The 25,318-nt window shown below is 65.8% G+C and carries 25 protein-coding genes and 1 pseudogene; 14 read left to right on the plus strand and 12 right to left on the minus strand.

Features of this window, described 5'->3' with window-relative positions; translation table 11 throughout:
* Both Q0938_RS17400 and Q0938_RS17405 read left to right on the plus strand, forming a co-directional pair.
* Positions 1 to 180 (plus strand): hypothetical protein (locus Q0938_RS17400; protein ID WP_299365071.1); only part of this gene is annotated, 180 nt, incomplete at its 5' end.
* Positions 181 to 788: 608 nt separating this feature from the next.
* Positions 789 to 938 (plus strand): annotated as a pseudogene (locus Q0938_RS17405) (H-NS histone family protein); the annotation flags it as partial.
* Positions 939 to 1,856: 918 nt separating this feature from the next.
* Here Q0938_RS17405 and Q0938_RS17410 read toward each other — a convergent pair.
* The 4 genes from Q0938_RS17410 to Q0938_RS17425 all read right to left on the minus strand — a co-directional run bounded on the left by Q0938_RS17410 (position 1,857) and on the right by Q0938_RS17425 (position 4,891).
* Complete coding sequence (locus Q0938_RS17410; RefSeq protein WP_299365073.1) at positions 1,857 to 2,819, minus strand: pirin family protein; 963 nt, start codon at positions 2,817 to 2,819, stop codon at positions 1,857 to 1,859.
* A 14-nt stretch (positions 2,820 to 2,833) separates the two neighbouring features.
* Complete coding sequence (locus Q0938_RS17415; protein WP_299365075.1) at positions 2,834 to 3,139, minus strand: GNAT family N-acetyltransferase; 306 nt, start codon at positions 3,137 to 3,139, stop codon at positions 2,834 to 2,836.
* 30 nt (positions 3,140 to 3,169) lie between these two features.
* Positions 3,170 to 4,105, minus strand: a complete 936-nt coding sequence (locus tag Q0938_RS17420) for a DUF5996 family protein (RefSeq protein WP_299365077.1) — start codon at positions 4,103 to 4,105, stop codon at positions 3,170 to 3,172.
* A gap of 195 nt (positions 4,106 to 4,300) precedes the next feature.
* The gene (locus tag Q0938_RS17425) at positions 4,301 to 4,891 is read right to left on the minus strand and encodes an NAD(P)H-dependent oxidoreductase (protein WP_299365079.1); all 591 of its coding nucleotides are present in this window, start codon (positions 4,889 to 4,891) and stop codon (positions 4,301 to 4,303) included.
* 116 nt (positions 4,892 to 5,007) lie between these two features.
* Between Q0938_RS17425 and Q0938_RS17430 the strand changes: the two genes are divergently transcribed.
* Together Q0938_RS17430 and Q0938_RS17435 are read left to right on the plus strand one after the other, a co-directional pair.
* A complete protein-coding gene (locus Q0938_RS17430) occupies positions 5,008 to 5,907 on the plus strand; it encodes a LysR family transcriptional regulator (protein ID WP_299365081.1) in 900 nt (299 codons plus the stop codon).
* Positions 5,908 to 5,927: 20 nt separating this feature from the next.
* The gene (locus tag Q0938_RS17435) at positions 5,928 to 6,074 is read left to right on the plus strand and encodes a hypothetical protein (RefSeq protein ID WP_299365083.1); all 147 of its coding nucleotides are present in this window, start codon (positions 5,928 to 5,930) and stop codon (positions 6,072 to 6,074) included.
* Positions 6,075 to 6,096: 22 nt separating this feature from the next.
* Here Q0938_RS17435 and Q0938_RS17440 read toward each other — a convergent pair whose 3' ends face one another.
* Positions 6,097 to 7,395, minus strand: a complete 1,299-nt coding sequence (locus Q0938_RS17440; RefSeq protein ID WP_299365085.1) for a PQQ-dependent sugar dehydrogenase — start codon at positions 7,393 to 7,395, stop codon at positions 6,097 to 6,099.
* 324 nt (positions 7,396 to 7,719) lie between these two features.
* On the opposite strand from Q0938_RS17440, the gene Q0938_RS17445 reads away from it, so the two are divergent.
* The 7 genes from Q0938_RS17445 to Q0938_RS17475 all read left to right on the plus strand — a co-directional run bounded on the left by Q0938_RS17445 (position 7,720) and on the right by Q0938_RS17475 (position 14,730).
* Positions 7,720 to 8,649 (plus strand): VOC family protein, encoded by a 930-nt coding sequence (locus Q0938_RS17445; RefSeq protein WP_299365087.1) that lies wholly within the window; start codon positions 7,720 to 7,722, stop codon positions 8,647 to 8,649.
* Between the two features lie 6 nt (positions 8,650 to 8,655).
* Complete coding sequence (locus Q0938_RS17450) at positions 8,656 to 9,264, plus strand: alpha/beta hydrolase (RefSeq protein WP_299365089.1); 609 nt, start codon at positions 8,656 to 8,658, stop codon at positions 9,262 to 9,264.
* Between the two features lie 65 nt (positions 9,265 to 9,329).
* Positions 9,330 to 9,716: a DoxX family protein gene (locus tag Q0938_RS17455; RefSeq protein WP_299365091.1), complete on the plus strand. Its 387-nt coding sequence runs from the start codon at positions 9,330 to 9,332 to the stop codon at positions 9,714 to 9,716.
* Positions 9,717 to 10,569: 853 nt separating this feature from the next.
* Positions 10,570 to 11,430, plus strand: coding sequence for a putative selenate ABC transporter substrate-binding protein (locus tag Q0938_RS17460; protein WP_299365093.1), 861 nt, complete (start codon positions 10,570 to 10,572; stop codon positions 11,428 to 11,430).
* Complete coding sequence (locus Q0938_RS17465; RefSeq protein WP_299365095.1) at positions 11,427 to 12,092, plus strand: ATP-binding cassette domain-containing protein; 666 nt, start codon at positions 11,427 to 11,429, stop codon at positions 12,090 to 12,092. The genes Q0938_RS17460 and Q0938_RS17465 overlap by 4 nt, the downstream gene beginning before the upstream one ends.
* Complete coding sequence (locus tag Q0938_RS17470) at positions 12,082 to 13,614, plus strand: ABC transporter permease (protein WP_299365099.1); 1,533 nt, start codon at positions 12,082 to 12,084, stop codon at positions 13,612 to 13,614. Before Q0938_RS17465 ends, Q0938_RS17470 begins: the two co-directional genes overlap by 11 nt.
* A gap of 525 nt (positions 13,615 to 14,139) precedes the next feature.
* A complete protein-coding gene (locus tag Q0938_RS17475) occupies positions 14,140 to 14,730 on the plus strand; it encodes a WHG domain-containing protein (protein ID WP_299365103.1) in 591 nt (196 codons plus the stop codon).
* Positions 14,731 to 16,481: 1,751 nt separating this feature from the next.
* Here Q0938_RS17475 and Q0938_RS17480 read toward each other — a convergent pair.
* The 7 genes from Q0938_RS17480 to Q0938_RS17510 all read right to left on the minus strand — a co-directional run bounded on the left by Q0938_RS17480 (position 16,482) and on the right by Q0938_RS17510 (position 23,961).
* Positions 16,482 to 17,372: a 5'-methylthioadenosine/S-adenosylhomocysteine nucleosidase gene (locus tag Q0938_RS17480; RefSeq protein ID WP_299365105.1), complete on the minus strand. Its 891-nt coding sequence runs from the start codon at positions 17,370 to 17,372 to the stop codon at positions 16,482 to 16,484.
* 253 nt (positions 17,373 to 17,625) lie between these two features.
* Positions 17,626 to 18,366: a CHAD domain-containing protein gene (locus Q0938_RS17485; RefSeq protein WP_299365107.1), complete on the minus strand. Its 741-nt coding sequence runs from the start codon at positions 18,364 to 18,366 to the stop codon at positions 17,626 to 17,628.
* Positions 18,341 to 18,922 carry a histidine phosphatase family protein gene (locus tag Q0938_RS17490; RefSeq protein ID WP_299365109.1) on the minus strand — a complete coding sequence of 194 codons (582 nt, stop codon included), beginning with the start codon at positions 18,920 to 18,922 and terminating at the stop codon, positions 18,341 to 18,343. The genes Q0938_RS17485 and Q0938_RS17490 overlap by 26 nt, the downstream gene beginning before the upstream one ends.
* 3 nt (positions 18,923 to 18,925) lie before the next feature.
* Entirely contained in the window at positions 18,926 to 19,975 is a 1,050-nt protein-coding gene (locus tag Q0938_RS17495) for an ABC transporter ATP-binding protein (protein ID WP_299365111.1), read from the minus strand.
* 20 nt (positions 19,976 to 19,995) lie between these two features.
* A complete protein-coding gene (locus tag Q0938_RS17500) occupies positions 19,996 to 21,732 on the minus strand; it encodes an iron ABC transporter permease (protein WP_299365113.1) in 1,737 nt (578 codons plus the stop codon).
* Between the two features lie 74 nt (positions 21,733 to 21,806).
* Entirely contained in the window at positions 21,807 to 23,375 is a 1,569-nt protein-coding gene (locus Q0938_RS17505) for an extracellular solute-binding protein (RefSeq protein ID WP_299365115.1), read from the minus strand.
* Complete coding sequence (locus Q0938_RS17510; protein ID WP_299365117.1) at positions 23,353 to 23,961, minus strand: pyridoxamine 5'-phosphate oxidase family protein; 609 nt, start codon at positions 23,959 to 23,961, stop codon at positions 23,353 to 23,355. The genes Q0938_RS17505 and Q0938_RS17510 overlap by 23 nt, the downstream gene beginning before the upstream one ends.
* Before the next feature lie 338 nt (positions 23,962 to 24,299).
* Between Q0938_RS17510 and Q0938_RS17515 the strand changes: the two genes are divergently transcribed.
* From Q0938_RS17515 to Q0938_RS17525, 3 genes are all read left to right on the plus strand, one after another.
* Positions 24,300 to 24,677 carry an alkaline phosphatase gene (locus Q0938_RS17515; RefSeq protein WP_299365123.1) on the plus strand — a complete coding sequence of 126 codons (378 nt, stop codon included), beginning with the start codon at positions 24,300 to 24,302 and terminating at the stop codon, positions 24,675 to 24,677.
* A gap of 184 nt (positions 24,678 to 24,861) precedes the next feature.
* Entirely contained in the window at positions 24,862 to 25,152 is a 291-nt protein-coding gene (locus Q0938_RS17520) for a metalloregulator ArsR/SmtB family transcription factor (protein ID WP_299365119.1), read from the plus strand.
* On the plus strand, positions 25,149 to 25,286 hold the full coding sequence (locus Q0938_RS17525) for a hypothetical protein (RefSeq protein ID WP_299365121.1): 138 nt from the start codon (positions 25,149 to 25,151) through the stop codon (positions 25,284 to 25,286). Before Q0938_RS17520 ends, Q0938_RS17525 begins: the two co-directional genes overlap by 4 nt.
* Positions 25,287 to 25,318: the final 32 nt, after the last annotated feature.

The raw sequence follows: 25,318 nt of genomic DNA on the forward strand, positions 1-25,318 counted from the left end.
ATGATGACCGGCGGGACGCTGTTCTTCACCTTCTTCGGCGTGGTGGTGGGCCCGCCCGCGATAGCGGCGATCATCGGGGCGACCGGAAGCTTTGCGACTGCCTTCGGCGCTGTGGGCCTGCTGACGCTGGCGGTCGCCGTGTTCCTCGGTCTCACCCGTCCCCGCCTTGTCACCAGTTGATCCGAGGAGATCTGCTTTTCGATCTCACCGCTCGTGCCCGGGACAGTTCGTGATCGCCTTTCGCCTGCCCGCGCGGATCTGGTCTTCGTTAACTCGGAGGACGGGATGCAGCTTAAGGTAAAGATTCCAGCCCCCAAGAACCTCCGCGCCGCCTTGTAACAATGCCTGCCGCGAGGGCGGAGTTGCGTAGCACGCCGCCGAATCCCACAGGGTGCAGGCAAGTACCTGCAGCACCTGCGGCGCGTGCACCTGATATACTACTGAAGAACTCGGCCGCTTGCTGCACCTTTCGACAACCAACTGGAATTGGGCGTGCTGGTCATTGCTTTTCACCAAACCTCGGTAGACTCATAGTGGCTTCTCCGAAATTCTCGGGCACGCCCTGCATCGAGTCTCTCCGGGATCTCGCTTCGTTACCTTTGTATTGCCTTTCTACCTCTCTGACGTTGCGGCACAGAAAATACAACACTGCCGCCATTCGGCGGTTCAGCGGTTCAGACCTGCGAACAAGTTGACGATCGGTTGCGCCTTGTTCAGCACATGATGCCTTCCGTTCAGGTTCGTGGAGGATCCTGATCGGGCGCTGATACCGCCGGAAAAGCGCGACTCCGAAGTATCGACATCCGGAACAGGCTGAACTGACCTGGTCGGGCCGGGGTCGTGTTCCGGGCTGGTTGATTGATGCGATCGGCCGCGATGTGAAGGGCATGAGCGCTTCGGAGCGCATCGAAGCTTACGAGCCATTCCGAATTGGGTAGTCACGCGTGATTTGTGACGTCGACGGCGGCGGCGATGTATCCGAGAACTGCGCTCCCCCGACCAGTTGATACGATTTGTGTGCCGGTAGCCGCGTGCTGCCCGGATTCCTTCGGCCTCATGCCAGTGTCGGGCCGCCGCCTCGCTTTCCTGTCGGCGTTGGATCTGCTGCAGAGTGATCACGCTGCTGACATCGCTTTGGTCATGCGAGCCTGTGCAGACTGGGTCAATGTCCCGGCCGCGAGGGTTCTGCCCTGCCCCCGACGGGCTGGATGATATCCACGCAGCCGCGCTGTGGATGTCCTGCGGAACACCCATTGGTGCGCTGATCGAGGTTTGCCGCCTCCGTTAAGGGCAGCGGTGCTGATCACCGCCGCGAACAGCACCGTAGGGCTGGCTGCAATCCAGATTGCCCGCACGGCAGGGGCGATCCCGATCTGCACCGTGCTGACCGAGAACCTGCGCCAGCCCGTGCTCGAGCGGGGCCGAGGCGGTCATTTTCATGCAGAGCGAGGGCCTCGCCCAAGGACTTCCTGCGGCGGCCCCGGATGGAATCGGCAAAGTGGTGATGTTGACGTAACCCTTCCGTGGACACGACGGTTTTGTCCGCGAAGTAGAGAAGCACGACCTGCGGACGCGCCCAGTTTTTCGGGACCAAGCCGCTTCATCGTCCCCGTTTTAGAGCGGCACGCCGTCAATCCCGCTCGGATCAAGCGTGGTACTCACTCCCGCGTGTTCGACCGCTGAGCGCGGGAGCGCTGTGTTGCACGACGCCTTTCCGAGGCTGCCGAACTGCCCCAGAATGGTCGTCATAATGGATCCTTGCTGTTGCGCGGGCTGTCAGGCGTGCCGCCTCCTGCGTCCTGTCCAAGGAGCTTGCGGATGCGAGTGCTGGTCCTGCCCGAGCGCCGCCGCTGCCCCTACGGGTAGATCACGCCGCCGATTGCCCGCCGTGGTTTGGTATTCGTCTCGGGAAGCGGGATGAATTCGGCCTCATCGCCTGGCACCGTGTCGAAGCGCCCGCGTCGCCATTCCTCCTGCGCCTGCTCGATCCGCTCCTTGCGCGACGAGACGAAGTTCCAGCAGATCCAGCGCGGCCCCTCCATCGGCTCGCCGCCGAACAGCATGACTCGCGCGGCGGTCGCGGCGCGGACGATGATCTGGTCCCCCGGCCGCAGCACCAGAAGTTGGGCGGGCGCGAAGCTCTGCCCCGCCACCTCGATCTCGCCCGAGATGGTGTAAAGCGCGCGCTCGGTGGCGGAGGGTTCGACGACGAAGCTGGCGCCGAGAGCGAGCTGGACATCGGCGCAAAGCGTCTCTGAGGCCGTCGCGAGCGGCGACCGAGCTCCGAAGGCCTGCCCGGCGATGAGCCGCGCCGTCATGCCTCCCTCTTCGATCACCGGCAGGGCCTCTGCACCGTGATGGACAAATCCCGGGTCGCTTTCCTCCTGCGCCTCTGGCAGCGCCACCCAAGTCTGGATGCCGAAGAGGCGCTGGCCGGTCCGCCGACGCTCCTCGTTTGTTCGTTCCGAATGAACGATGCCGCGCGCCGCCTTCATCCAGTTCACCGCCCCCGGCTCGATGGCGAGGTCGGTCCCAAGGCTGTCGCGGTGCCGGATCTGCCCTTCGAAGAGATAGGTGACGGTCGCCAGGTTGATATGCGGATGCGGACGCACGTCTATCCCCTGGTCGGTCAGGAACTCCGCAGGACCCATCTGGTCGAAGAAGATGAACGGACCCACCATCTGCCGCTTGGTCGATGGCAGCGCGCGGCGCACCTCCATCTCGCCGAGGTCGACCGCGCGGGGGATAATCAGCACTTCGATCGCATCGATCGTGGTGGGTACGCCGAGAGTGGGATCGGGGCACGGGCTCCAGCTCATCATTTGTCTCCTGTTCAGCGTTTCAGCACGTCCTGCCATTCGGGGTGGCGCGAGAACTGCGCCTTCGCGAACGGGCAGAGCGGGAGGATGGAACGACCTTCGGCGCGCGCATCCTCGACGGCGCGGCGGACAAGCGCCTGCCCCACCGAGCGGCCGCGCATCGCGTCGGGCACTTCGGTATGGTCGATGATGATCATCGTTTCGCCGGCGCGCGACCAGGTCATCTCGGCGTGCGCGCCGTCCAGCCGGACGACGTAGCGTCCCTTGGTTTCGCCTTCCTGGCGCTCGATCTGCAGGTCCTGGGGGTTTGATGTCGTCATGCTGGTCTCTCTGGAGTTGGCCGGGCGCGTTCACATCGGTCGCGGCCGGCGGGGAACGCCGGCGGGGCACTCGAGACGCGGGCGGTTCCAGCCGCCGCGATCGGCGGCCGCCCGATAGGTGCTCTCGAGAAAGGCCATGAGGGTGGCGTCGGGATCGGGCGCGCGCCGCACCGCATCGTAGGGCAGCACGAACTCGCCGAGCGTCGTGTCGAAATACGCTGCGTCGGGCGCCACGGCGGCCTCGCCGAAGCCCGGCGGCGTCGGATAGGCGTAGGAGTAGAAGGCAGGGAAATCGACCCCGCCGCCGCCCGGCCAGAAGCCGGCGGACGAGACCTCGTGACTGTAGGCCTCGCGGGTGACGTCATCGGGCAGTCCTGGTACTCCGCCGGGATGCAGTGGAGCCAATCGCCCCGAAAACCGTGTCACGGCCATGTCGAAGCTGCCCCAGAACAGATGGACGGGGCTGACCTTGCCGACGAACGAGGTGCGAAAGCGGGTCAGCACCCGATCAACGCAAACGCAGGCGCGGAAGAAACGGGTCACCGCTTCCGCATCATAGGGCCGCTCAACTTGATCCTCGGCGAACGGGATCGGGTCGGGAACTTCGTTCGGGATGCCGTGGAACTCGGCCGTGGCGCCAAGCGAGCGCAGTAGGTCGACGAAACGCATGTGAAAGGCGGCGACGGACATCGGGGCGAGATCGAACCGCGCGGATCGGCCATCGCTGGCCGCGCCGATCACCGCATGGTCCAGCAGGTCAAGGACAATCTCCACGCTGCCGGGACCATCGGGCACGGCACCGGTGGTGAAGCCGCGAGCGTTCACATAGAGCGTCGCGTGCCAGGAATGATTGACCCAAGGCGTCCGAGCCAGTCGGTACTTGCCGACGATCTGCGTATAGAGGTGCAGTGCCGAGCAGGTCTCGCGCCACGGCTCGTAGGGAATGTCCGGCCATGTCAGGCTCATCGGTTTGCTCCGCAGCCGCGACGGGTTTGATGAACGATAACCGGTCGCGGTCACAATAACAGGCGCTTCACTCGGCCGACAGCACCCGGGCGGCCATGAGGCGAATGGCGGCCTTCATGTCCTTGGTGGTGCAGTCCTCGCGCCCGCCGATTGGAGGCATGGCCGCGGTGCCGGTAACGGCGTTTTCCAGAACCGTCAGGCGGCGAGCGCGTCGACTGCGGCCTCGCCGCGTGCGATGGCGTCCTCGGCCCCGAAGGCCATCGCGTCGGCCGCGACGAACTCGACATCGGTGATGCCGAAGAAGCCGAGCATGTGGCGCAGGTATCCCGAAGCGAAGTCGATGTCCGAGCCGATCTTTGTGCCGTCGGATGTGTAGGCGACGATCGCGCGCTTGCCGGTCAGCAGGCCGACCGGGCCGGCTTCGGTGTAGCGGAACGTCTCCCCCTTGCGGGCAAGCTGGTCGATCCAGGCCTTGAGTTGCGCGGGCAGGCCGAAGTTGTAGACGGGGAGCGCGATGACAAGGACGTCGGCCGCCTTCACCTCGTCGAGCAGCGCGTCGGCATAGGCCGCCGTCGCCTGCTGGCTCTCGGTCCGCGCCTCGGTTGGTGTGTAGACCGCACCGAGCCATTGGCCATCGACGGGCCGGATCCCGGCCGCGAGGTCGCGCGTGGCGACGACAGCGTCCGGGTTGGCCGCGACAAGGCGGGCAATAATGCGGTCGGTCAGCCGGCGCGAGACGGCGGCATCGCCCTTGATGGAGGACTCGACGCGAAGGATGTTGGTCATGTCTGGTGCTCTGCTTTGGTGGTGTTGCGTGTTGAAACAGACATAGGCGCCGCCGCACTTCACAGGAACAGGCGCACTCTTGCATTCACTGTTGCGCGGTGCGTAACAATATCTGCATGGGCGAACTCGAATCCATCCGGGTCTTTCTGGCTGTGGTCGATCAGCAGAGCTTTGCCGGGGCCGCCCGGCAGCTCGGGCTGACGCCCCCCTCGGTGACCCGGACCATCGCCGCGCTGGAGGATCGGCTCGGGGTGCAGTTGCTGGTGCGCACCACGCGGCAGGTCTCGCTGACCTCGGCCGGGGCGGTCTATGCTGCACGCGTCGCGCCACTGGCGGAGGGGCTGGCCGAGGCCGCGCAGGAGACGCGCGAGGCGCAGGGCATCACCTCGGGGCTGATCCGGGTCAGCGCGCCGGTGTCGCTTGGGGTGCAGGTGCTGCCCGCAGTGCTGTCACAGTTCGCGACCCTTTACCCCCAGACGCATGTTGCGCTCAGCCTGTCGGACAGCTTCGTGGACATCGTCGAGGAGGATTACGACCTCGCCATCCGCATCTCGGGGCCGCCAGAGGACAAGTCCACGATCTGGCGCAAGATCAGCCCGGTGCCCCGGGTGCTGGTCGCCGCGCCTGACTACCTGACCGCGCGTGGCGTGCCCGAAGACCCGGGGGACCTGGCGGCGCACATCTGCCTCGCCTACCGGTCGGACGCCCGCGACGAGGTGTGGGACCTGTCGAAGGGCGCCTCGCGCCGCAGCCACCGCGCGACGGGTCGGTTCAGCGCCAACAATGGCGACGTGCTGGCGCGGCTGGCTGTGAACGGCGAGGGCATTGCCCTGCTGCCCCGCTTCATCGTCGCGGACGACCTTGCCGACGGGCGTCTGGCCGAAATCCTGCCCGACTGGACCGCGCCCGAGATCTGGCTGACGCTCTATTATCCGCCCTACGAGCGGCTGCCCTTGAAGGTCGCGACCTTCTCCGACTTCTTCGAGACCTACGTCACGGAAACCCAGCCCTTGTAAGCAAGCAGAGGACAAGCCCGATGTCGTCATTTCAACACGAGTTCGCCCTGTCCCAGCATGCCCTGCGGGTGCGCTTCGGGCCGGGGGTTCGGCGTGACACGGGCGCCGAGGTCGAACGGCTGGACTGCTCGCGGGTGGCCATGCCGGGCTTGACCCCGCGCGCTTGAACAGAGGCGAGTTTCAGACCGTTTACTGTCCACCTTCGTGTGTCACCCGGAAGATCGTGCCGTTCGCGTCGTCGCTGACCAGCAGGTTTCCGTCAGGCAGGACCGCGATCCCCGTGGGCCTGCCCCAGACCTCAGCCTCGTTCACGGTGAAGCCGGTCATGAAATCCTCGTAGACGCCGGTGGGCTTGCCGTTCTCCATCAGCGCACGGACGACCTTGTAGCCGGTGCGGACCTCGCGGTTCCATGATCCGCGCATGGTCGCGAAGATGCCGTGATATTCGTCGGGGAAGGCATCGTCGGCGTAGAAGACGAGCTGCATGGTGGAGGAATGGGCCTGCAGCAGCACTTCGGGCACAATGGCCTTCTCCGCCAGGCCCGGTCGCTCGCCCGCGTGGGCCGGGTCCTCGTTGTCGCCCGCGTAATACCAGGGCCAGCCGTAGAAGCCGCCGTCCTGCACCGAGGTGATGTAGTCGGGCGCGAGGTTCGGGCCGATGTGGTCGCGTTCGTTGCCCGTGCACCACAGCGTGCCGCTGTCGGGCTGCACCGCCATGCCCGAGCAATTCCGCAGTCCGGTTGCGAAGTTCCTCAACTCGCTCCCGTCGGGGTTCATGACCCGGACGACGGCGCGATTCTCTTCGTCGCCCCACGCCGCGCCGGTGCCATGGCTCGCCTCCCACGCCGCGATCTCCTCGGGCGGCTCGTCAGGCATCGCGCCCGCCACGTTCGAGGCCGAGCCGATCGAGACGAAGATTTTCGAGCCGTCCGGGGTCGAGGCGAGGTCGCGTGTCCAGTGTCGCTCCGTCGGAATATCGGGGACGATGACCTCGGCCTCGCCCGAGGCTGTCCGGTCGCCTTCGGCGTAAGGATAGCGGACGACCTGATTGGCCGCCGCAACATAGATGTATTCAGGGTTTTCCGGCGGGTGGAACAGAATGCCGAAGGGGCGGTCCAGCTCCTCCGCGAAGACCTCGGGCGTGGCCGGAGCCTGAGCATCGGCCGGAAAGACCGAGACGCGGCCCGCCTCGCTTTCGGCCACGAAGATGTCGCCGTTGGGGGCAATACGGATGACGCGGGGCTGGGACAGGCCGGTGGCGAGAACCTCGACCGAGAAGCCCTCCGGCACCTGCGGCAGCGTTCCTTCGGGCCGGTCCACCAGCGTGGGTGCATTCTCGAAGTCCGGCGCCTCGGGGTCGTTCTCGGCATGGCTGGGCGCCGGCAGGTCAGTGGCTGTGATGTGGCGCCGGAGGCCGGGACGGTTGTCCTCCGCGGTGCCGAAGGCGGCCTCGCCCGTCAGGACCTCCTGCGCGTGCAGCGGTGTCATGAGCACGAGAGTCAGTGGAACGCTCGTCAGTATGGTCGATACGCGCATAGGATCCTCCCCAGGATGTCCTGCTGTTCAGCCGACAATGAGCGAATGACCAAACGTCATTCATCCCTCGAAAGTTCCTCATATGCCCCGCACCCGTCAGGCGCATGATGTCAGGAGAAAGGGCGCGCTCTGATCTGCCACACCACACGTTGGAACCCTGGGCTGCTTTCGATAATTGCGACCAGCGCAACAATCAATTCCATTGATTGAGCATTCTGCCCGTTCTGCTTCGCCTCTATCTTGCCTGCAACGGAACAATGCAGCGACGAGGCAGCCATGCTGACGGAGATCAAGGGCCTGCATCACGTCACCTCGATGGCGGCGGATGCCCAGCAGAACAACGACTTCTTTACCCGGACGCTCGGCCTGCGGCGGGTCAAGAAGACCGTGAACTTCGACGCACCCGAGGTGTATCACCTCTATTACGGGGACGAGACCGGCTCGGCCGGCACTGTCATGACCTATTTCCCCTTCCCCCACATCCGGCGCGGCCGTCCCGGCACCGGCGAGGTCTCCGAGACCCTGTTTGCGGTGCCGCGGGTCTCCCTGGACTACTGGAAGGACCGGTTCGCGGCCGAGCGCGTGGCGGGCGTCCAGGAAGACGAGCGGTTCGGCGAGAAGCGCCTGCGGTTCCAGGGACCCGATGGCGACGGCTTCGCGCTGGTCGAGGTCGAGGACGACCCCCGTGCCCCTTGGGATCGCGGCACGGTTCCCGCCGACGCGGGCGTGCATGGCTTCCGCGGCGTGAACCTGCGGCTGCGCGATGCTGGCGCCACGGCCGAACTGCTGCGGTTCATGGGCTACGAGGCTGCCGACACGCAGGGCGCCACCACGCGGTTTGCCATTGCCGGCAACGGCGCCGACTACATCGATGTGGAAACCCTTTCGGTGGCCGAGCCGGCCCGCCAAGGCGCGGGATCCGTTCACCACGTCGCCTTCGCCGTCGAGGATCGCGCGGCGCAGCTGCGGGTCCGCGAGGCGCTGATGGACACGGGCTACAACGTGACCCCGGTGATCGACCGCGACTATTTCTGGGCGATCTACTTCCGCACCCCCGGAGGCGTGCTGTTCGAGATCGCAACCCACGAGCCCGGCTTCGATCGCGACGAGGACACCGCGCATCTGGGTCAGGTGCTGAAGCTGCCCCAGCAGCACGCCCATCTGCGCGCACAGCTTGAACAGCTGCTGCCCGCGATCCGGGACTGAGCCGCGATGTCGATCGATCTCTATTATCATCTCGCCAGGCCCGGCGTAACCAACGCGCCGCTGGTCTTCGCCTTCCACGGCACCGGCGGGGACGAGCACCAGTTCACCGGGCTGATCGGGCAGATCCTGCCCGAGGCCGGCATCGTCGCCCCGCGCGGCGATGTCCTCGAACACGGCGCCAACCGCTTCTTCCGCCGCCGGGCCGAGGGCCTCTACGACATGGAGGACCTCGGGGCGCGCACCCAGCAAATGACCGCGTTCCTGCGCGCCCACGTCGCGGCCAATCCCGGCCGCCCCGTCTTCGCACTGGGCTATTCGAACGGCGCGAACATCCTCGCCGCGGTCCTGTTCGGGGCGCCCGATCTCTTCGACCGCGTGGCCCTGATGCACCCGCTGATCCCCTGGACGCCCGCGGACCAGCCGGGCCTCGAGGGCAAGCAGGTGCTGCTGACCGCCGGCCGCCACGACCCGATCTGCCCGCTACCGCAGACCGAGGCGCTGATCGACTGGCTCAGGACGCAGGGCACGCGCCTCGAGGTCGCGCTGCAAGACGGCGGCCACGAGATCACGCAGTCGGAACTGAACCAGCTCACGGCTTACCTGCGCCGGGACTGACACGCACCAACCTTACCAACATCGAAGACTGCGCACGACGCGCGCCGATCATGAAGGATGACCCCATGACCATGCTCCAACCTTACCAGCCTCATCTCCTCAGCCTGCTGCGGGCCGTCACCGGCCTTGTCCTCTTCAGCTACGGCACCCAGAAGATCCTGGGCTTCCCGGCCGCGGACGCGGTTCCGCCCGCAGGTTCGCTGCCCTGGATCGCGGGCGTGCTGGAACTGACCCTGGGATTCCTCCTCCTGATCGGGCTATGGACCCGCGTCTCGGCCTTCGTGCTGTCGGGACTGATGGCCTTCGCCTACTTCATCGCCCATGCGCCGCAGGGCTTCTATCCGGCCCAGAACGGCGGCGTGGCCGCGATCCTGTTCAGCTTCGTCTTCCTGTATCTCGCGGCTGCCGGCCCAGGCCCGGTCAGCATTGACGCGAAACGCACCGAGGCCTGATGCACACGAGGGGCGATGCGGACCAGTTGGTCTGGCAGCGCTTCTGCCTGGAAGAGGCGTCAGCCGACTGGTCGCCGGCATTCCAGATACGGCGGATCACGGGCAGGAAGCTCATGAGAGTGAAGGTCATGAGAGTGAAGCCGGTCACATGACACGCCTGCCACCTATTTGCTGAATGCTGCGACGAAGCAGATGAAGGACCCCAGAAACAACTGCGGCGCGTCGATTCACCGATGCGACGCACTTCATTATTCGACGACCGTTGCGAGTCTTCATGTTCTGCAACTCAGAATGCGTCAGAGTTGACCCCCAAGCGAGCCAAGTGTCGAATTGCAGCTCTTTGAATTCCGGGAATTTCAGATCGCCCCTCGCGCAGCTGCCCCGCCCAGCATTTCTGCCACCCGGCTCATCAAGTCCCGGATGACGATGGTTCGGCGTCCCGTTCCCCATCCATACCGGTTCTCGGCTTTCCATGGAGGGAGACGCCGCATGCAAGGCTCGGGGTCGGTGACGCACGAAGGTTGAAGGTTCACTCGCGCGGACCGCCGAGGCTGGATTACACCCCCATCACGCCCGGCCGAGCCCATCAGCACTTCGCCGATGCGGGGCTGACGTGCAGCAGTCTCGGACTTTTCCGCCGCGTGACGGAACGGCAGAACGCCCACCGCTGGTCTCGACAGCGGCCGCGGTTTCGGCGATCCTGCTCCTTCGACGAGCCGATGCGCCGTGCGCGCTCACACCCTGCCATGCGGGAACCGCTTCCGGCCAGTGCCGGCAATGCGCGGTCTGTGGGCCCCCGAGGTCCCGGGAACACTCGTCGCCTGCGATCATTCACTTCAATCGTGAGGACAGCATGGGTGTGCTTCGCTCTGTCATTCTTTCCTGCGCGCTCGGGCTTGGCGCCGCGGCCGCGCAGGCCCAGACCCTCTACTTCTCGGCCATTCCGGACGAGGACCAGACCGCGCTGGTCGAGCGCTTCTCCAAAGTCGCCGACTATCTCGAGGCCGAACTGGGCGTCGATGTCGCGTTCACGCCGGTAAAAAGCTACGCTGCCGCCGTGACCGCGTTTCGCAACGACCAGGTGCAGCTGGCATGGTTCGGCGGGCTTTCCGGGGTGCAGGCGCGCCTGCTGGTGCCGGAGGCGCGGGCGATCGCGCAGGGCGCCGAGGATACCGCCTTCGTGACCTACTTCATCGCCAACAGCGAGACCGGCCTCGGCGAGGGCGCGGAATTCCCGATCGAGGCCAAGGGCCTGAGCTTCACCTTCGGCGCCAAGACGTCAACCTCGGGCCGGCTGATGCCGGAGCACTGGATCCGCGAGAAGACCGGCGAGGCTCCCGAGCAGTTCTTCGGCCGGGTCGGTTTCTCGGGCGACCACTCGCAGACGCTGAGGCTGGTCGCGTCGGGCGCGTGGCAGGTCGGGGCTCTGAACTACGCGGTCTACGACAAGGCGGTGGCGGACGGCGCGCCCGAGATCCGGACGACGACGGTGATCTGGCGCACACCGCCCTACCCCGACTACAACTGGACGATCCGCGGCGACGTGGACGAACGCTTCGGTGACGGCTTCGCCGACCGCGTTCAGGCGGCGCTGCTGGGGATGAGCGACCCCGACCTCCTGGCGAGCTTTCCGCGCGAGAAGTTCATTCCCGCGACGAACGAGGATTACGCACCGATCGAGGCCACGGCCCGGGCCCTCGACCTGCTCGAATGACCCTGCCGCTCATCGACCGGGAGTCGCTCGGATACGGCGCGACGGTAGTCCTGTCGGGGATCAGCTTTGCGCTGGCCCCCGGCGAGCGGGTCGTGCTGCTCGGCCGCTCGGGGGCAGGCAAGACGACGCTGCTCGGCACCATCCACGATCGGCTGGTCGCGGCGCGCACGCGGGTCGCACTGGTGCCACAGGACCATGCACTGGTGCCTCAGTTGTCGGTGGTGAAGAACACGCTGATGGGGCGGCTCGATGACCATGGCGCGTTCTACAACCTGACCAATCTGGTCCGGGTCCGGCAGGCGGATCGCGGGTTGATCCTGCCGATCCTGGGGGATGTAGGGCTGGAGCCCGAGGCCGAGCGCCCGGTCGAGGGGCTCTCGGGCGGGCAGAAGCAGCGCACCGCGCTGGCCCGCGCCTTCTTCCGCGGGGGCGAGGTGTTGATCGGGGACGAGCCGGTCTCGGCCGTGGACGAGCGCCAGGCGGCGGTGCTGCTGGCGCAGATCGCGGCGCGCTTTCCTTCGGCAGTGCTGGCCCTTCACGACGTGACGCTGGCGCTGTCCTTTGCCACCCGGGTGATCGGGCTGAAAGGCGGCGCGGTCATCTTCGACGCGCCCCCGGCCGAACTGTCCCGCGGGCGGATCGAGGCGCTTTATGCAAGCTGACCGGATCACCCGCGGGCAGGTCGCGGCGCTGTTTCTGATCCTCGCCGCGGCCGCCCTGCCGTTTGCCGATCTCAGCCTGGCCGGGCACGATCCGTGGGACGCGCTGCGGCGGATGGCGATGGGGTTTCTCGCCCCGGATTTCGCCGCGGTCGAGAACATCGGACGGACGCTCTGGCTGACCCTCATGTTCGCCATCGCCGGCGTCGCGGCCGGAGGTATCGGCGGGCTGATCCTTGCCCCCTTCTACGACCATCGCGGCGTCCGGGCGCTCTGCATCGCGCTCCGCTCGGTCCACGAGCTGTTCTGGGCGCTGATGCTCATGCAGGTGCTGGGGATCGGCGCCGGCACGGGGGTGCTGGCCATCGCCCTTCCCTATGCCGGCATCTTCGCCAAGGTCTTCGCCGAACAGCTCGACGAGATCGACCAGCGCCCCTCGCGCATGCTCGCCCCGGGGACGGATGCGCTGTCGCGGTTCCTTTACGCGCGGGCGCCGCTCGCGCGGCAGGCGATGAGCAGCTACACGCTCTACCGGCTGGAATGTGCGCTGCGCTCCAGCGCGGTTTTGGGCTTCATCGGCCTGCCGACACTGGGCTTCCAGCTCGACAGCTTCTTTCGACAGGGGGACTACGGGGCGGCCTCGGCGGTCATGGTGATCTATGTCGCGCTGATCGCCTCCATCCGGCTGTGGATGCGGTGGCGGCTGGCGCCCCTCTGGGTGCTGGCGGCCGTGGTGTCGCTCGCGACGCTGAAAAGCCCGCCGATGGGTGGGGGCGCGATCTGGCGCTTCCTGACCACCGACATCGTGCCCGCGCCGCTGCGGACCGGCGACTGGGCCGGCTTCGCGGACTGGCTGGGGCGGCTTCTCACGACCGAGATGCTGCCGGGGATCGCCGCCACCCTCATCTGCGCCCAGATCGCGCTGGCCCTGACCGGGATGCTCGCCTTCCTCTCCTTCGGGGTGATCGTGGCGCGGGTCGCAGGCCGCGTCGGGGCAGCGGCAGGTCACCTGGTCCTGGTCATTCTGCGGTCATTCCCGGAATACATGCTGGCCTATCTGTTCCTGCAGATCCTCGGCCCCTCGATGCTGCCGGCGGTGCTTGCGCTTGCGCTGCACAACGGCGCCATCATCGCCCATCTGGTCGGCCGCCAGGCCGGGGCCATGACCGGCCAACTGCGCGCCGACGCGCCGCGCGGAGCCACGCTCTGGGGCTACGAGCTCGCGCCGCGGCTGTTCGGCCCGTTTCTGGCACTGTGTCTTTACCGCTGGGAGATCATCGTCCGCGAAACGGCCGTGATGGGATTGCTGGGCATCGCCACACTCGGCTTTTTCATCGACAGCGCAGTCGCCGAGCTGCGCCTCGACCGGGCGATGGTCCTGCTGGTCGCCGCCGGGCTGCTGACCGCCGCGATCGACAGCATCTCGCGCCTGGTCAGACGGCGCATCGGCCCGGCTGGCAGCCGAGCGCTCCCGCACGAGGCACGGCTCCGAAGTGGCGGGCCGAGTTACACGACCGCCTGGTGAACGCTCGTGATTCTTGGAGTTCTTGCCGAACGTCCGCGCGGCACCATGCGCAGGATGCACCGCCACTGACCTCATGCAACTCTCCCCCAGCCCCGCCAAGGCGGGCCTGAAACAAGGTCATCTCATGAGTGCGACTGACACCTCTCAGCCGCCTATCAGCGGCGAGGAATGGCGCACGCGACAGTGGCAATGGCCGGGCCCGTGATCCTGTGCAGGGGACCAAATCTCTTCTCAGTTGCGTAGCGCCCTTGGATTTGAAGTCCGTCGCTGAGCAATTCAACGCGTCGTGCTCCAATCCCTGAAAGGTTTCGCGCCCTGAGCCGGCACCGCGCCTGCCTCGGCCCCATCAGAGCTCCGACCGGCGTGGGATGAGCCAAATGCCGTTTTTACAACACTTTCAACTTTTGCGGGCAAATGCATTGTGGTGTTTGTAACGTGTCTTCCCCGGTCCACGCGCGCGGAGTGGCGGGCTTGACGGAAACACCGAAGCGAGAGGCTCGAGACTGCATGGAAACGGCTCCGGACATGCGTCCATACGATCGTGTGCTGCAGTCCGCAGCCGAGCAGATGGCCGCGGCGGCGCCGCAGCCTGATCTCGCGCGCGCGGCAGAGGACGCCGAGGTCCCGCTTGAAGAGGCGCAAGCCTGGTTTGCCGATGCTTATGCCCTGAGTGCAGCCGTCATCGAACAGCAGATGGTACTTCTGACGGACCACCTGGTCCGCCGTGCGTCCGCCGCGCCACAGGATGACGTTGTCGCCCAGCTTCGCGAATTGAGCCACGCTTATGTCGAATGGTTCTTCGACAATCCGGTCGGCGGGCGCCTGCTGGTCACCCCACCGGCGATGGCGACCGTGTCGGAACACGAGGTGAGCCGGTTTTCCACTGCGATCTATGATCTTGCCCGGGCGATGATGGAGCGGGCCCGCGATACCGGGATGATCAGGGCCGACATCGACATCGCTGAAGTGATGCTGACCATGCGGACGCTGACGCTCGGCATCGTCGTGCTGCAGGATATGGACCATACGCGCCTCTGGGGAAACCCGGGCGACCCGCGCGCAGCACTGACGCGCATGATGAACAGCTATTTCGACATGGCGATGTCCAAAGCCTGAGCAAGGACGTAGCCGGACCTCACCACGCAGTACCCGAGAGGTCGTCGACCCTGAACGGGCGGAAACCGGGCTCCTGGACATCCTGTCATCCGAAGTCGGGGAAGTAGCTGACCTGCCGCATCAGCGCGTCCGCGCTCCGCGACGATTGGTTCTGTAACTTTCTCACGCTTGGCCGCGCACGGGTAACTATGGAGCTTTGGCTGACCCGGGCGCGTTTGCACATCCCCCGCCTGCCAAGCCAATCCCGTTTTCAGTGCGAACGTTGCGCGGGTTCCCGCGCAACCGGGATCGAAACTTCCAAGACGGCCAAATTTCCGTCATACTAAAGGTTGAATCGAGTTCCGCGGCAACTTCAGATTGGGGTCCGCATGGTCGGGGGTAACGTCCGAGTGGAAGCCGTCGCAGAGTTCACCACCGACATGGTGGACACGCTGCGAGACTACTTCCAGAGCTATGCCGTCGGGGGTGTGGTGTCCTTGGAGGTCAGCACGCATGGTCTCTGGCTGGTCAATCCGATCGGAGGACGGCAGTTCCTTGGGCTTGCGCGTCTTCCAGATAGCACCCCTAAAGTATTGGCGAGTTGACGCCGCTTCTCTGCTGAACAAGGTCGAGGCCCCGCCGCGGTCGACCGGCGCCGCGACACCGCAGAGTCTGTCCTGAAGAAACGCCTGCCCTGCTCCTGATTTCCCGCCCCTCACCCGCCATCCCGGTCGGGTCATCATCAGTCAATTCAACCCAAGTCTCCTTTCGACCCCGTCAACTGGTCCCATTTCTCAGCGAAGAGCATCCAGGCCGTCGGCTCAACCGAGCCACCCGAAGCCCGGTGCCTGCTCCGACATGAACTTCCGGACGACCTCGAAGAGGATGAAGGTGCCGACGACCCACAACGTCGCGGCCACCCCAACGCGCGATCTTCTAAGGCCACCCGAGCGCTCGCGAGCCGATCTCCTGCTAACCGCGATTACCTGCGTGTGCGGGGATGGACCAGCCGAGGAGGGCGCGCCGGTTGCCGGGTCGACCTGTTCCCCGCGTGCGCGGGGATGAACCGTGGGACATCGCCCCGCTGCCCTGCGCGCGGCGCTGTTCCCCGCGTGCGCGGGGATGAACCCCGACTGGTCATGGGGAAACTGCCCCAGGACACCTGTTCCCTCCGGTGGTCTGCTATCCGGTCGGGCGCCTGCCGCGGCCCGATCTCGCGCGCGACGAGGCCGTGCGTGGCGACCTCACTGGTATGGCTTTGACGCGTTCGGAGGCAGCGTGCGGTCGTGTCCGGCGCTCTCGGCAGGCACCCTGGCGAAATGTGGCTGCGACCGTCGTCCGGAAAGACAGAAAGACAGACACTCGTTGACAGTCGGGGGGTTCGGATGGAGCGCTCTGTCCGGGACGGTGTTCGATCGGCGAGGCCGCCCGTCAGGGGTCGGGCTCTCCCACCGGCCGGAGCCTCGTCGGGGTCGTCGCCGGACGAACTCGCCAACTCCTTGCAGAAGCTCGGAGCCGTCGATCCAGGCCCGAGGACGGCCGCCTGGTCGGGGCGCGCGCCTGAGGCGCCACGTGGAAAGAGGCAGTTGGCAGTGCGGGATCAGCCGTACCGCGCCGCAGACCGGGGCAGGCGGTACGGGGTTGCGGTGATCGTACCGCGGCTGAACGGCCGGGAGCCGCACCTCCGGCGTGGCAGGAAGTTCGTGGTCGAGCAAAGCGAAGTAGCGAGAGAGGTGCCGATGGGCCCGGTGACGACTTCCATCGAAGACAGATCAGGGAAGCGCAGCGAGGAACGACTTCACCACCTCAGCCGAGTTCTTCGACGCGAGGCTCAGGAAGGTCACCATCTCGTTCTCGCCCTCGCCGCCGCCTGCACGGTCCGAAAGCGAGCGGAAGGCGATGAAGGGAACCTCGTTTGCGTAGGCGACGTGCGCCACCGCGGCGCTCTCCATGTCGAGGACGCGAGCCTCAAATGTGTCGAAGACGAATTCACGGAAGGGGGCATTGTCGACGAAGGTCATACCGGACACGCCGTTGCCGCCGACAACAACCTCCGGCGCTTTCGACAAGCACGCGTTCTCCGGGTTGCACGCGACGAGGTCTACCGCCTTCGCAACCTCCCGCGCCGTTTCAAGCAGGGCCGGGTCGACCTCGAACCAGAACTTCGTCTCGGGCTCGGCGGAGCGGCTGCTCAGGACGGTGACCGCGCGAGTAAACATCATCCCGTAGTTCGGGAACTCCGAGCTCATCCACGGCGGCAGCGCAAACTCCCCGTCCGTCTCGCGCGCAAAGACGCCTTCGAGATATTGCCCCCACTGCTCGGGGACGACCACGTCGCCGATATGGAGCGTGGGGTCGACGCCGCCGGCAATTTCGGAGAAGACGATCCGGTCGATGTCGAAATGGTCGAGCGCAAGCTGTGTCGTCATCGCGGCATTCACCATCGAGATGCCTGAGAGGAAGAGCACCACGTGCTGCCCTTCGAGCGTCCCCGAGATGAACCTGTTGCCATTGAGGACAGTTTCCTCAGCATTCTCGAGGTCCGCCTGAAGGGCGATCCATTCGGGCTCGAATGTAGAGATCACCGCAGTCACCGGCGAGTCCTGTGCCGCGAGTGGGCTGGTCCACGCAGCGAACACCAGGGCAAATGGAACAAGGCGCATGCTCAGGCTCCTGGCCGATGGTCAGCTTCGACGGCGCCTGCATCGAAATACTGCTTCGGAAATCGCCGTTCAAGCTGCTGCCGCGCGGCGCCGTAAAGCCAAGCCAGCACTCTGCCCCAATCCAGATCAGGGACAACGTGGAATGGGTTTGGCCTCGTGCTCGCGATGATCCGCGATCATGACTTCGATCCGCGGTCAAGCATCGCCAACGCCCGAGTGGATGAAGAATTCCATCTCGTGCATTTTTGACTCTTCAGGTCCAGAACTTCTTCGCATGAAGCAGCTTTCGAGAGGCCTGCTCGGCAGCCATCAACAGCGCCTTTTTCGATCCGGGAGGGGTCAGGAATCCGCTTTCGGGGTGATCAGCAACGCCAAGGCGCTGCAATACCATCGGTGCAGCGGACAGATCGTTCAACGCTCCCAGTTGATCCTGCAGGTCACCCAATAGAGCGGCGAATCGCTGAAGCCTTCTTGGTCGGTCGTCCTTGAACAACCCGGAGAAGAAATCGGTCGCATAGCGCAGTTTCTTGGCGTCCCTGCGCAATTCGTGCCGCGTCTCATCTTCCAAGTGGGTCAGATTCCGACCGCCTTTTTTCACCTTGCGCCGCAACCGTCCCAAGGCTTCGCCAGCGAAATCCTGTGCGGGCATGTGGCGCACTGCCTCTGTCCCGGGGTCTGACAACCAGTCGCCTCCTGCGATCCACTCTGCCAGATCCAGCATCAGGGCGCGCGCGCGGTCGGAAGCAAGCGCCCCGGCCACCCTGTCAAAGGCCGCCTCAGGCATACCAAGCGAACGTGGCGCCTGATCCGCGTAACGACGACCGGGACGCCCTTGCCGATGGAGCTGCAGATGGTCCGGCACATCAAGCGGCTCCTCGCCTTCGTGGCGCAGTATCAGCGTGGCCGCCGTGTGCAGGTCGGCGGCTCTGTCGAGGAGCTGCCGCCGGCGTCGGAGATCAGGTTCGCCGTCATGTCGTCCTCGGATCAGGGGCACGGGACGCCAAGCCGGGCTGCGGGACCAGGCGCAATATTTCGCCGTTGCCGATGCCGCGTGCGGCCATCGTAGCCGGGTCGTGACCTTCGTGCAGGCAGCGCAGGCAGCCGGACCATGCCCCATGCCCGAAAGCGAGAACCGGCCCGCCCCGGATGGTGGCAGCGCGCGCCAGCACGGCGGCGACCCGCTCGACGAAGGCGGAGAACGGTTCCCCCAGCGGCAGGTCCTGCGGTGCGGCGCGCCAGCGGCCGGGATGAGCGGCCTCGAGATCCGACCAGAGCTGCCCCTCGAACCCGCCGAAATCGAGCTCGGCCATCTCCGGCAGGATAGTCGGAGCATCGAACCCGAAGAGCGCCGCCGTCTGGCGAGCTCTGAGCGCCGGCGAGGACCAGACGGCGCCGAACGCGACGCCCGCCAGCGCCGCCCGCCCAGCGGCGAGCGTCTGCCGGTCCGCGTCGCCGATCGGCTCGTCGAGCGCCACGTCGCATCGCCCCTGCAGCCGCCCCGCGGCATTCCAGGGCGTGCGGAAATGGCGGATGAACCAGAACTCGGCCATGGGTCAGACCAGCAGCGGCGCGTTGGTGCTGTCGACCCGCAGCCCGACGGCCGAGCCAGGCTCGCGTGGGGTGCCGCCGGTGGCGTGCAGCGTGTCGACGATGATGGTGCCGTCGGCCGTCTCGACCAGGTACCGGATCTGGCTGCCCAGGAACTCGCGATGACGGACTGTCCCCGGAATGATGTCTGCGCCCTCCTCCGCATCCGTCAGCGAGATATTCTGCGGCCGCAGGACGATCCTCTGCGCCCCCGCCACCGGTGCCCCGATGTGCAGCAGATGGCCACTGGCTGTCCTGAAGGCGCCGTTCTCGATCCGCCCCTTGAGGATGTTCGCGGTGCCGAGGAAGCCGGCGACGAAGCCGTTGGCCGGACGGTCGTAGAGTTCCTGCGGCGTCCCGATCTGCTGGATCACGCCGCCGTCGAGCACGGCCATTCGGTCCGAGGTGGTGTTCGCCTCCTCCTGGTCGTGGGTGACGAAGATCGTGGTCAGCTGCAGCTTGCGCTGCAAGGCAAGAAGCTCGCGGCGCATCTGCACCCTGAGCGCCGCGTCGAGGTTCGAGAGCGGCTCGTCGAGCAGCAGCACCCGCGGCTCGACCGCGATGGTCCGCGCAAGCGCCACCCGCTGCTGCTGCCCGCCCGAGAGCTGCGACGGCATCCGGTCCGCCAGTTCGGCAAGGCCCACGAGCTCCAGCGCGGCCTGCACCTTGGGGCCGATCTCGCGCCGCGGCAGCCGCCGCTCCTCGAGCCCGAAGGCGACGTTGGCCCGGACGTTCATGTGCGGCCAGAGCGCATAGGACTGGAAGACCATGCCCACGTCGCGCTTCCAGGGTGGCAGGTCCAAGACATCACGCTCGCCGATCAGGATACGTCCCCGCGGACGCGGGCCGAACCCCGCGATTGCCCGCAGCAGCGTCGACTTGCCCGAACCCGACGGGCCGAGGAAGGCGAAGAACTCGCCCGGCCGGATCTCCATGTCGATCCCTTCGAGCACCTTCGTCGGGCCGAACGAGAGGTGTACGTCCTCGATGCGGATGCCGGCGGTCTGTCGTGTCATGTCGTCCGTTCCTCGAGGAGTCACTGTTGGGCGCCCGGCGCGGCGGCCCTGCGGCGGCGATCGCGCTCGATGATGCGCTGCGAGAGGTATGTCCCCACGCCGACGATGATGACGGCCAGGATTCCGAGCGCCGCGCCGGGGCCGCGCCCGGCCGCCGATTGCATGTACAGATAGATGCCGTAGGCCAGTGGCGCCTCGCTCGACCGCGAGACGAGCATGATCGTCGCCGAGAGCTCCACCGCGGCCGTGGCGAAGCTGGTGACGAACCCGGCGAGAATGCCGCCCGTCATCAGCGGCACGGTGATCCGCCGGATCGTGCTCGACCGCTTGGCGCCGAGGCTCTCCGCCGCCTCCTCGAGCGACAGGGAGATCTGCTGCAGCGCCGCCATGCAGGCGCGCAGGGCGTAGGGCAGTCGCCGGATCATCAGCGCAACGATGATGATCCCCCACCAGCTGGCCATCGGCCCCATCCCGAAGGGCAGCTGGATGCCGTGGAACATCCGCAGGTAGCCGATCCCCAGAACCACCCCAGGCACGGCCAGAGCCGCGGTCGCCATGTAGTCGAGCCAGCGCCTGCCGGGCAGGCCGGTGCGGATGACGATGTAGGCGATCGCCGTGCCGAGGATGACGTCGAGGAGCGCCGCCGTACCGGCATAGAGGATCGTGTTGTAGATGTACTGCGTGGACTGGGTGAAGACGGTCTCGAAATGCTGCAGCGTGAACCCGTCGGGAAGCGGGCTGAACGACCAGATCGTGCCGAACGCAAGCAGCGTCAGCCCCAGATGCGGCGACAGCACCAGCGCCAGGATGAACAGGATCACGCCGTAGGCCAGCACTTTCTCGCGCGTTGAGAGGTCGCGCTTGGCCAGCCCGCCGCCGCCCTTCTGCGTCGTCGCGTAGTCCTTGCCGCGCATGAACAGAAGCGACGCCCAGAGCGAGAACACCGAGAACGCCACGAGGATGAACGAGATCACGTAGCCCATCGGGTCGTTGATGCCGACGCCGGTGATGCGCAGGTAAGCCTGCGGCGCGAGCATGGTGTTGACGTTCAGGAGCAGCGGCGTGCCGAGGTCGTCGAAGACCTTGATGAAGACCAGCGCGGCGCCGGCCAGATAGCCCGGCATCGCCAGCGGGAACACGATCCGGCGGAAGAGTCGCAGCCCCGAGGCGCCGAGGTTCTGCGCCGACTCCTCCATCGAGCGGTCGATGTTGCGCAGTGCCGCAGACAGGTTGATCAGGATGAACGGGAAGTAGTGGATCGACTGGACCAGGATCACGCCGTTCAACCCCTCCATGAAGGGGATCTTGAAGCCGAGATACTGGTCGAGCAGCAGGTTGACGCTGCCGTTCCTCCCGAAGAGCAGCGACATCGCCACGGCGCCGACGAAGGGCGGCATGATCAGCGGGATGAAGCCCAGGCTCTGGATCAGCGCGGCGCCGGCGAAGTTGAAGCGCGTGGTGATATAGGCCAGCGGCAGCGCGATGACGGTCGCCACCACCACGGACATCGCCGAGACGTAGAACGAGTTGTAGAAGCTCTGCCGGAACAGCGTCGAGCGGAAGAAGTCCTCGAAGTTCTGCAGGGTCAGCGTTCCGGTGCGCGCGTCGAGGAAGGCGACATAGATCACCTGCGCAACAGGCAGGATCAGGAACGCCATCAGGATGATCGCAATGAGGATGCCGGCCACGGCCGCCCCCGACAGGCGGGGAAACGGCGTGAAGCTGCGCTTGCCAGCGTCGGTTCCGATGGCGCTCATGAAGGTCCTTCTGCGTATCGGGGATCGTGCCCGTGGAGAGTCCCCGCTCCGCTGGCGCGGCGCGGGGACTCGGATCACATGGCGGCGGCTTCGTTCGCCAGCTCAGTCGCCCGCCGGTAGTTCTCGACGGCGAAGGAATCCCACTCCTGCTCGATCTCGGCCTGACGACCGACGACCTCGGTCGTGGGATCGGCGCGCGAGATCTGGAACGCTTCCGCGAAGGCCGGGTCGAGCGACTCCTCCTCTGTGATCGGCAGCGCCTCGACCAGGTCGCGCGCCTCTTCGATCAGCGCCTGCGCCTCGGCGTTGCCACTGTCGGCATGGGCGGCTTCGGCCTGCTGGACCGCCGCCACCGCCTCGCGCAGCTCGTCGAGACGATAGGTGATGAGCACGTCGAACAGCGAATTGACGAGGTTGTAGCGCGTCCCCGACTTGTTCACGTCGAACTCGATCGCGCCCGGCGCAAAGTTCTCGTCGAACGGATGTGGGAATCCTTCGGGCGCGTTCTCGTAGGCGGCCTGATTGACCGGCAGGCGCATGATAGCCGGGTTCAGCAGCACCTGCTGGCCTTCCGGAGACAGGACAAACTCGACGAATGTCTTGGCCGCTTCCGGGTTGGGCGCGTTCTCGATGACCGCGATGTTGGCCGGAACGATCGCGGTGACGCTCGGGTAGACAAGCTCCACCGGAAAGTCCGACGCCTTGGACGAAAGACCGAAGAAGTCAATGACGATGCCGTAACCGGCGCTGCCCGAGTTGACGGCATCCGGCACGCCGAAGCTGCGCTCGGTCACCGTGTTCATGTTGCCGGCGATCCACTTCCATTTGGCCCAGCCGTCTTCCCAGCCGTCGCCCTGCAGCAGTGTCTCGACGGTCAGGTGGGTCGTGCCGGAGCGCGAGGGCGCGGACATCGCCACATGGCCGTTGTATTCGGCACCCATCAGATCGTCCCATTCGGCGGGGATCGGCAGGTCGTTCGCCTCGACGTAGCGGGTGTTGTACATGATGCCGTAGCCCGATGCCGCGAAGCCGTAGTAGAATCCGTCGGGATCGTTGATCGGGTAGGAACCGATCTCGTCGGGGATCCCCTCGGACGCGATGTCCACCTTCGCCAGCAAGCCTTCCGACTTCAGGACCTCGAAGGCGTCCGGCGCGGACGCCCAGAACAGGTCGGTCGTGTTCGAGTCGCGCGTTTCCTGCAGAAAGGCAACGGACGCGTTGGTATTGCGGTTCACCACCTCAAGCTCATGTTCGGGATGCGCTTCCTCGAAGGCCGCCTTGAACGGATCGGTGAGGTCCTGTGGGAACGATGTGACCACCGTTACGGTATCGGCCGAAGCGGCAGATGCGGCGATCAAGGCGATCGCGCTCGTCAGCGGCAGATGTCTCATGAAACGTGCCTCCCCTGGCAAATTATCTCGCACCGGTTCGCGCAGTGCCGCGCCAGCATGCAATTCGCGCACCAGGCAATCAAGGCGCTGGCAGATTGCCGCCGCTGGATCAAAGCGGGCGGCTGCAGCGCGACTTCTCCGGATCGGCTGGCTCGTGCCTGCTGATGCATTCGGGCCGGGGAAATGACGGCTTTGCGGACGTTGCCGTCGCTGGTCTGAGCTCACTGGCTCACCACATGCTCCGTGCAGCACGCTCCGGCCATTCCGCGTCGTAGCTTGCGCCGTCGAAAGTCCCTGAAGTGATTTCCTCGAGCATGTCGCCAACGGTCGGCAAATCTGCGGCGCTGGCGACATCCGACCAGAGTTGCGAGCGGATCAAGGCACGAGCGCACTGCGAATAGACCTCGTGAATATCGATCCGGATAACCGAACGCGGCAGCTTGCCGTGCCGCTCGAATAATCCGCGAACGTCCGGATCAGCGGTCACTCGGCCGCGGCCATTCACCCGCATGGCGATGTTCGATCCGGGCACAAGAAACATGAGGCTGACCCGACCATCCCGGACGATGTTGCGAAGCGAGTCGATCCGCTCATTCCCTTTCCAGTCCGGCAGCAACAGCGTCCGCTCGTCCTGGACCGCGACGACCGGCCCCTCGTCGCCACGCGGGCTTCCATCCGTTCCTTCGGGTCCCACCGTCGTCAGCACGCAGAATCGAGCTTGTTGGACATGGCTGCGATAGGCAGGGGTCAGATAGCTGGTAACCTTGACGTGCGAGGTCTCACCAGGGGTTCCGTAATGGCTGTGCAGTTCGTCCAGCGTCTCTATCCAGTTCGGCAATAGTGATACTCCTGTCTGCTGTTCCAGAGAGCATTTGGCTGATCATGGCGTCGGAGAGCTCATTGTAGCTGTTGCTCAGCCATCGGAACTGTAGCTCAGCAGCCGCCGCATGGCTTCCCCGCGTCATCCTGAGATCAACCTCCGCGGCTGCCGGCCCAACGGTTATCAGGCATGGTTGGTTGATGCATTAACCGGCCCCCGGATGGTATCCTGTGCCCGTGGGTTCTGCGAGAGTTTGGGAGGGTAGAGCGATGCTGAGCGCGTACAGTGATCCTGGGAATGCCCCACCCGCTGGGGTCGACGCCGGAGCCCGGGAGGTTGCGACAAGCGTCATCTTCATGGTGCCTGACGGCTTTGGGGACATGGCTGCGGAGGCCTATGAACTCTACAAGGACAGTAAGCCCGCTTGGGAAGGCGGCTTCCAGGCGCTTGTCCGAACGTCCTCAGCCAGCGATCCCGTGACCGACTCCGCCGCGGCGGCCACGGCGTATGCCACGGGAGTCAAGACAAACAACGGATCGATCGCCGTGGACGTCGACGGCAACCCCCTTGTCTCGCTCTTGACCCTGGCCCATGGCGCCGGGAAGGCGGCCGGGATCGTCAGCACGGACGTCGTGACTGGCGCCACCCCCGCCGCCTTCGCAGCCAGCGACGAGGATCGCGACTTGAGCGAGCAGAAGCGCCGCCAAGCGCTCGACTATCCCAAGTCGCTCTAAAGGGTTGCAGCGCCTGGGCCACCCGGCGCGCGGGATCGTCCTTGCGGGGATAACGCTCCGCCGTCCTGGCGAAGCGTTTCCTCCAAGCGCCCTCCCGCCTGAAAGGCTGCCTCCGTCTCTTTGATCCAGATCAAAGTGTTCACAATCACCTTATCCGCAGATGCGCAAAAGCAGAGGTAACCTCGTGATTCTCGCTGTGCTGTCCGCCTTGGCCGAGCCCACCCGTCTTGAGGCGATGCGCCTCCTGGCCGACGGGTCGGAGCATTGTGTCTGCGAGTTGATGCGCGAACTGGGCGCGACCCAGAGCCGGATGTCGCGTCACATGCAGGTTCTCAAGCACGCCGGGTTGGTGGTGGATCGGCGCGACGCGCAATGGGTGCGCTATCGGCTCAACCCCGATCTTTCACCGCCCCTGGCCCGGCTGGTCGATGCCGCTCTGGACCGGGAACTTGCGGCCCAGGAGAGAGCGGCATGAGCGTGTTCGGGTGGCTGAACGATCAGGTCCTGCGGATGACCTGGCTCAACGACATGGTGGGCAAGGGAGTCGCGGCCATCAGGCTGGACCCGGGTCACGTCCGTCAAGCTGGTGTAATTTCCCGGATGGCCTGAGGGCATGATCAGGCGGCTTTCGTTGTGATGCT

This window comes from uncultured Paracoccus sp. (assembly GCF_947496875.1).
GTDB lineage: Bacteria > Pseudomonadota > Alphaproteobacteria > Rhodobacterales > Rhodobacteraceae > Paracoccus.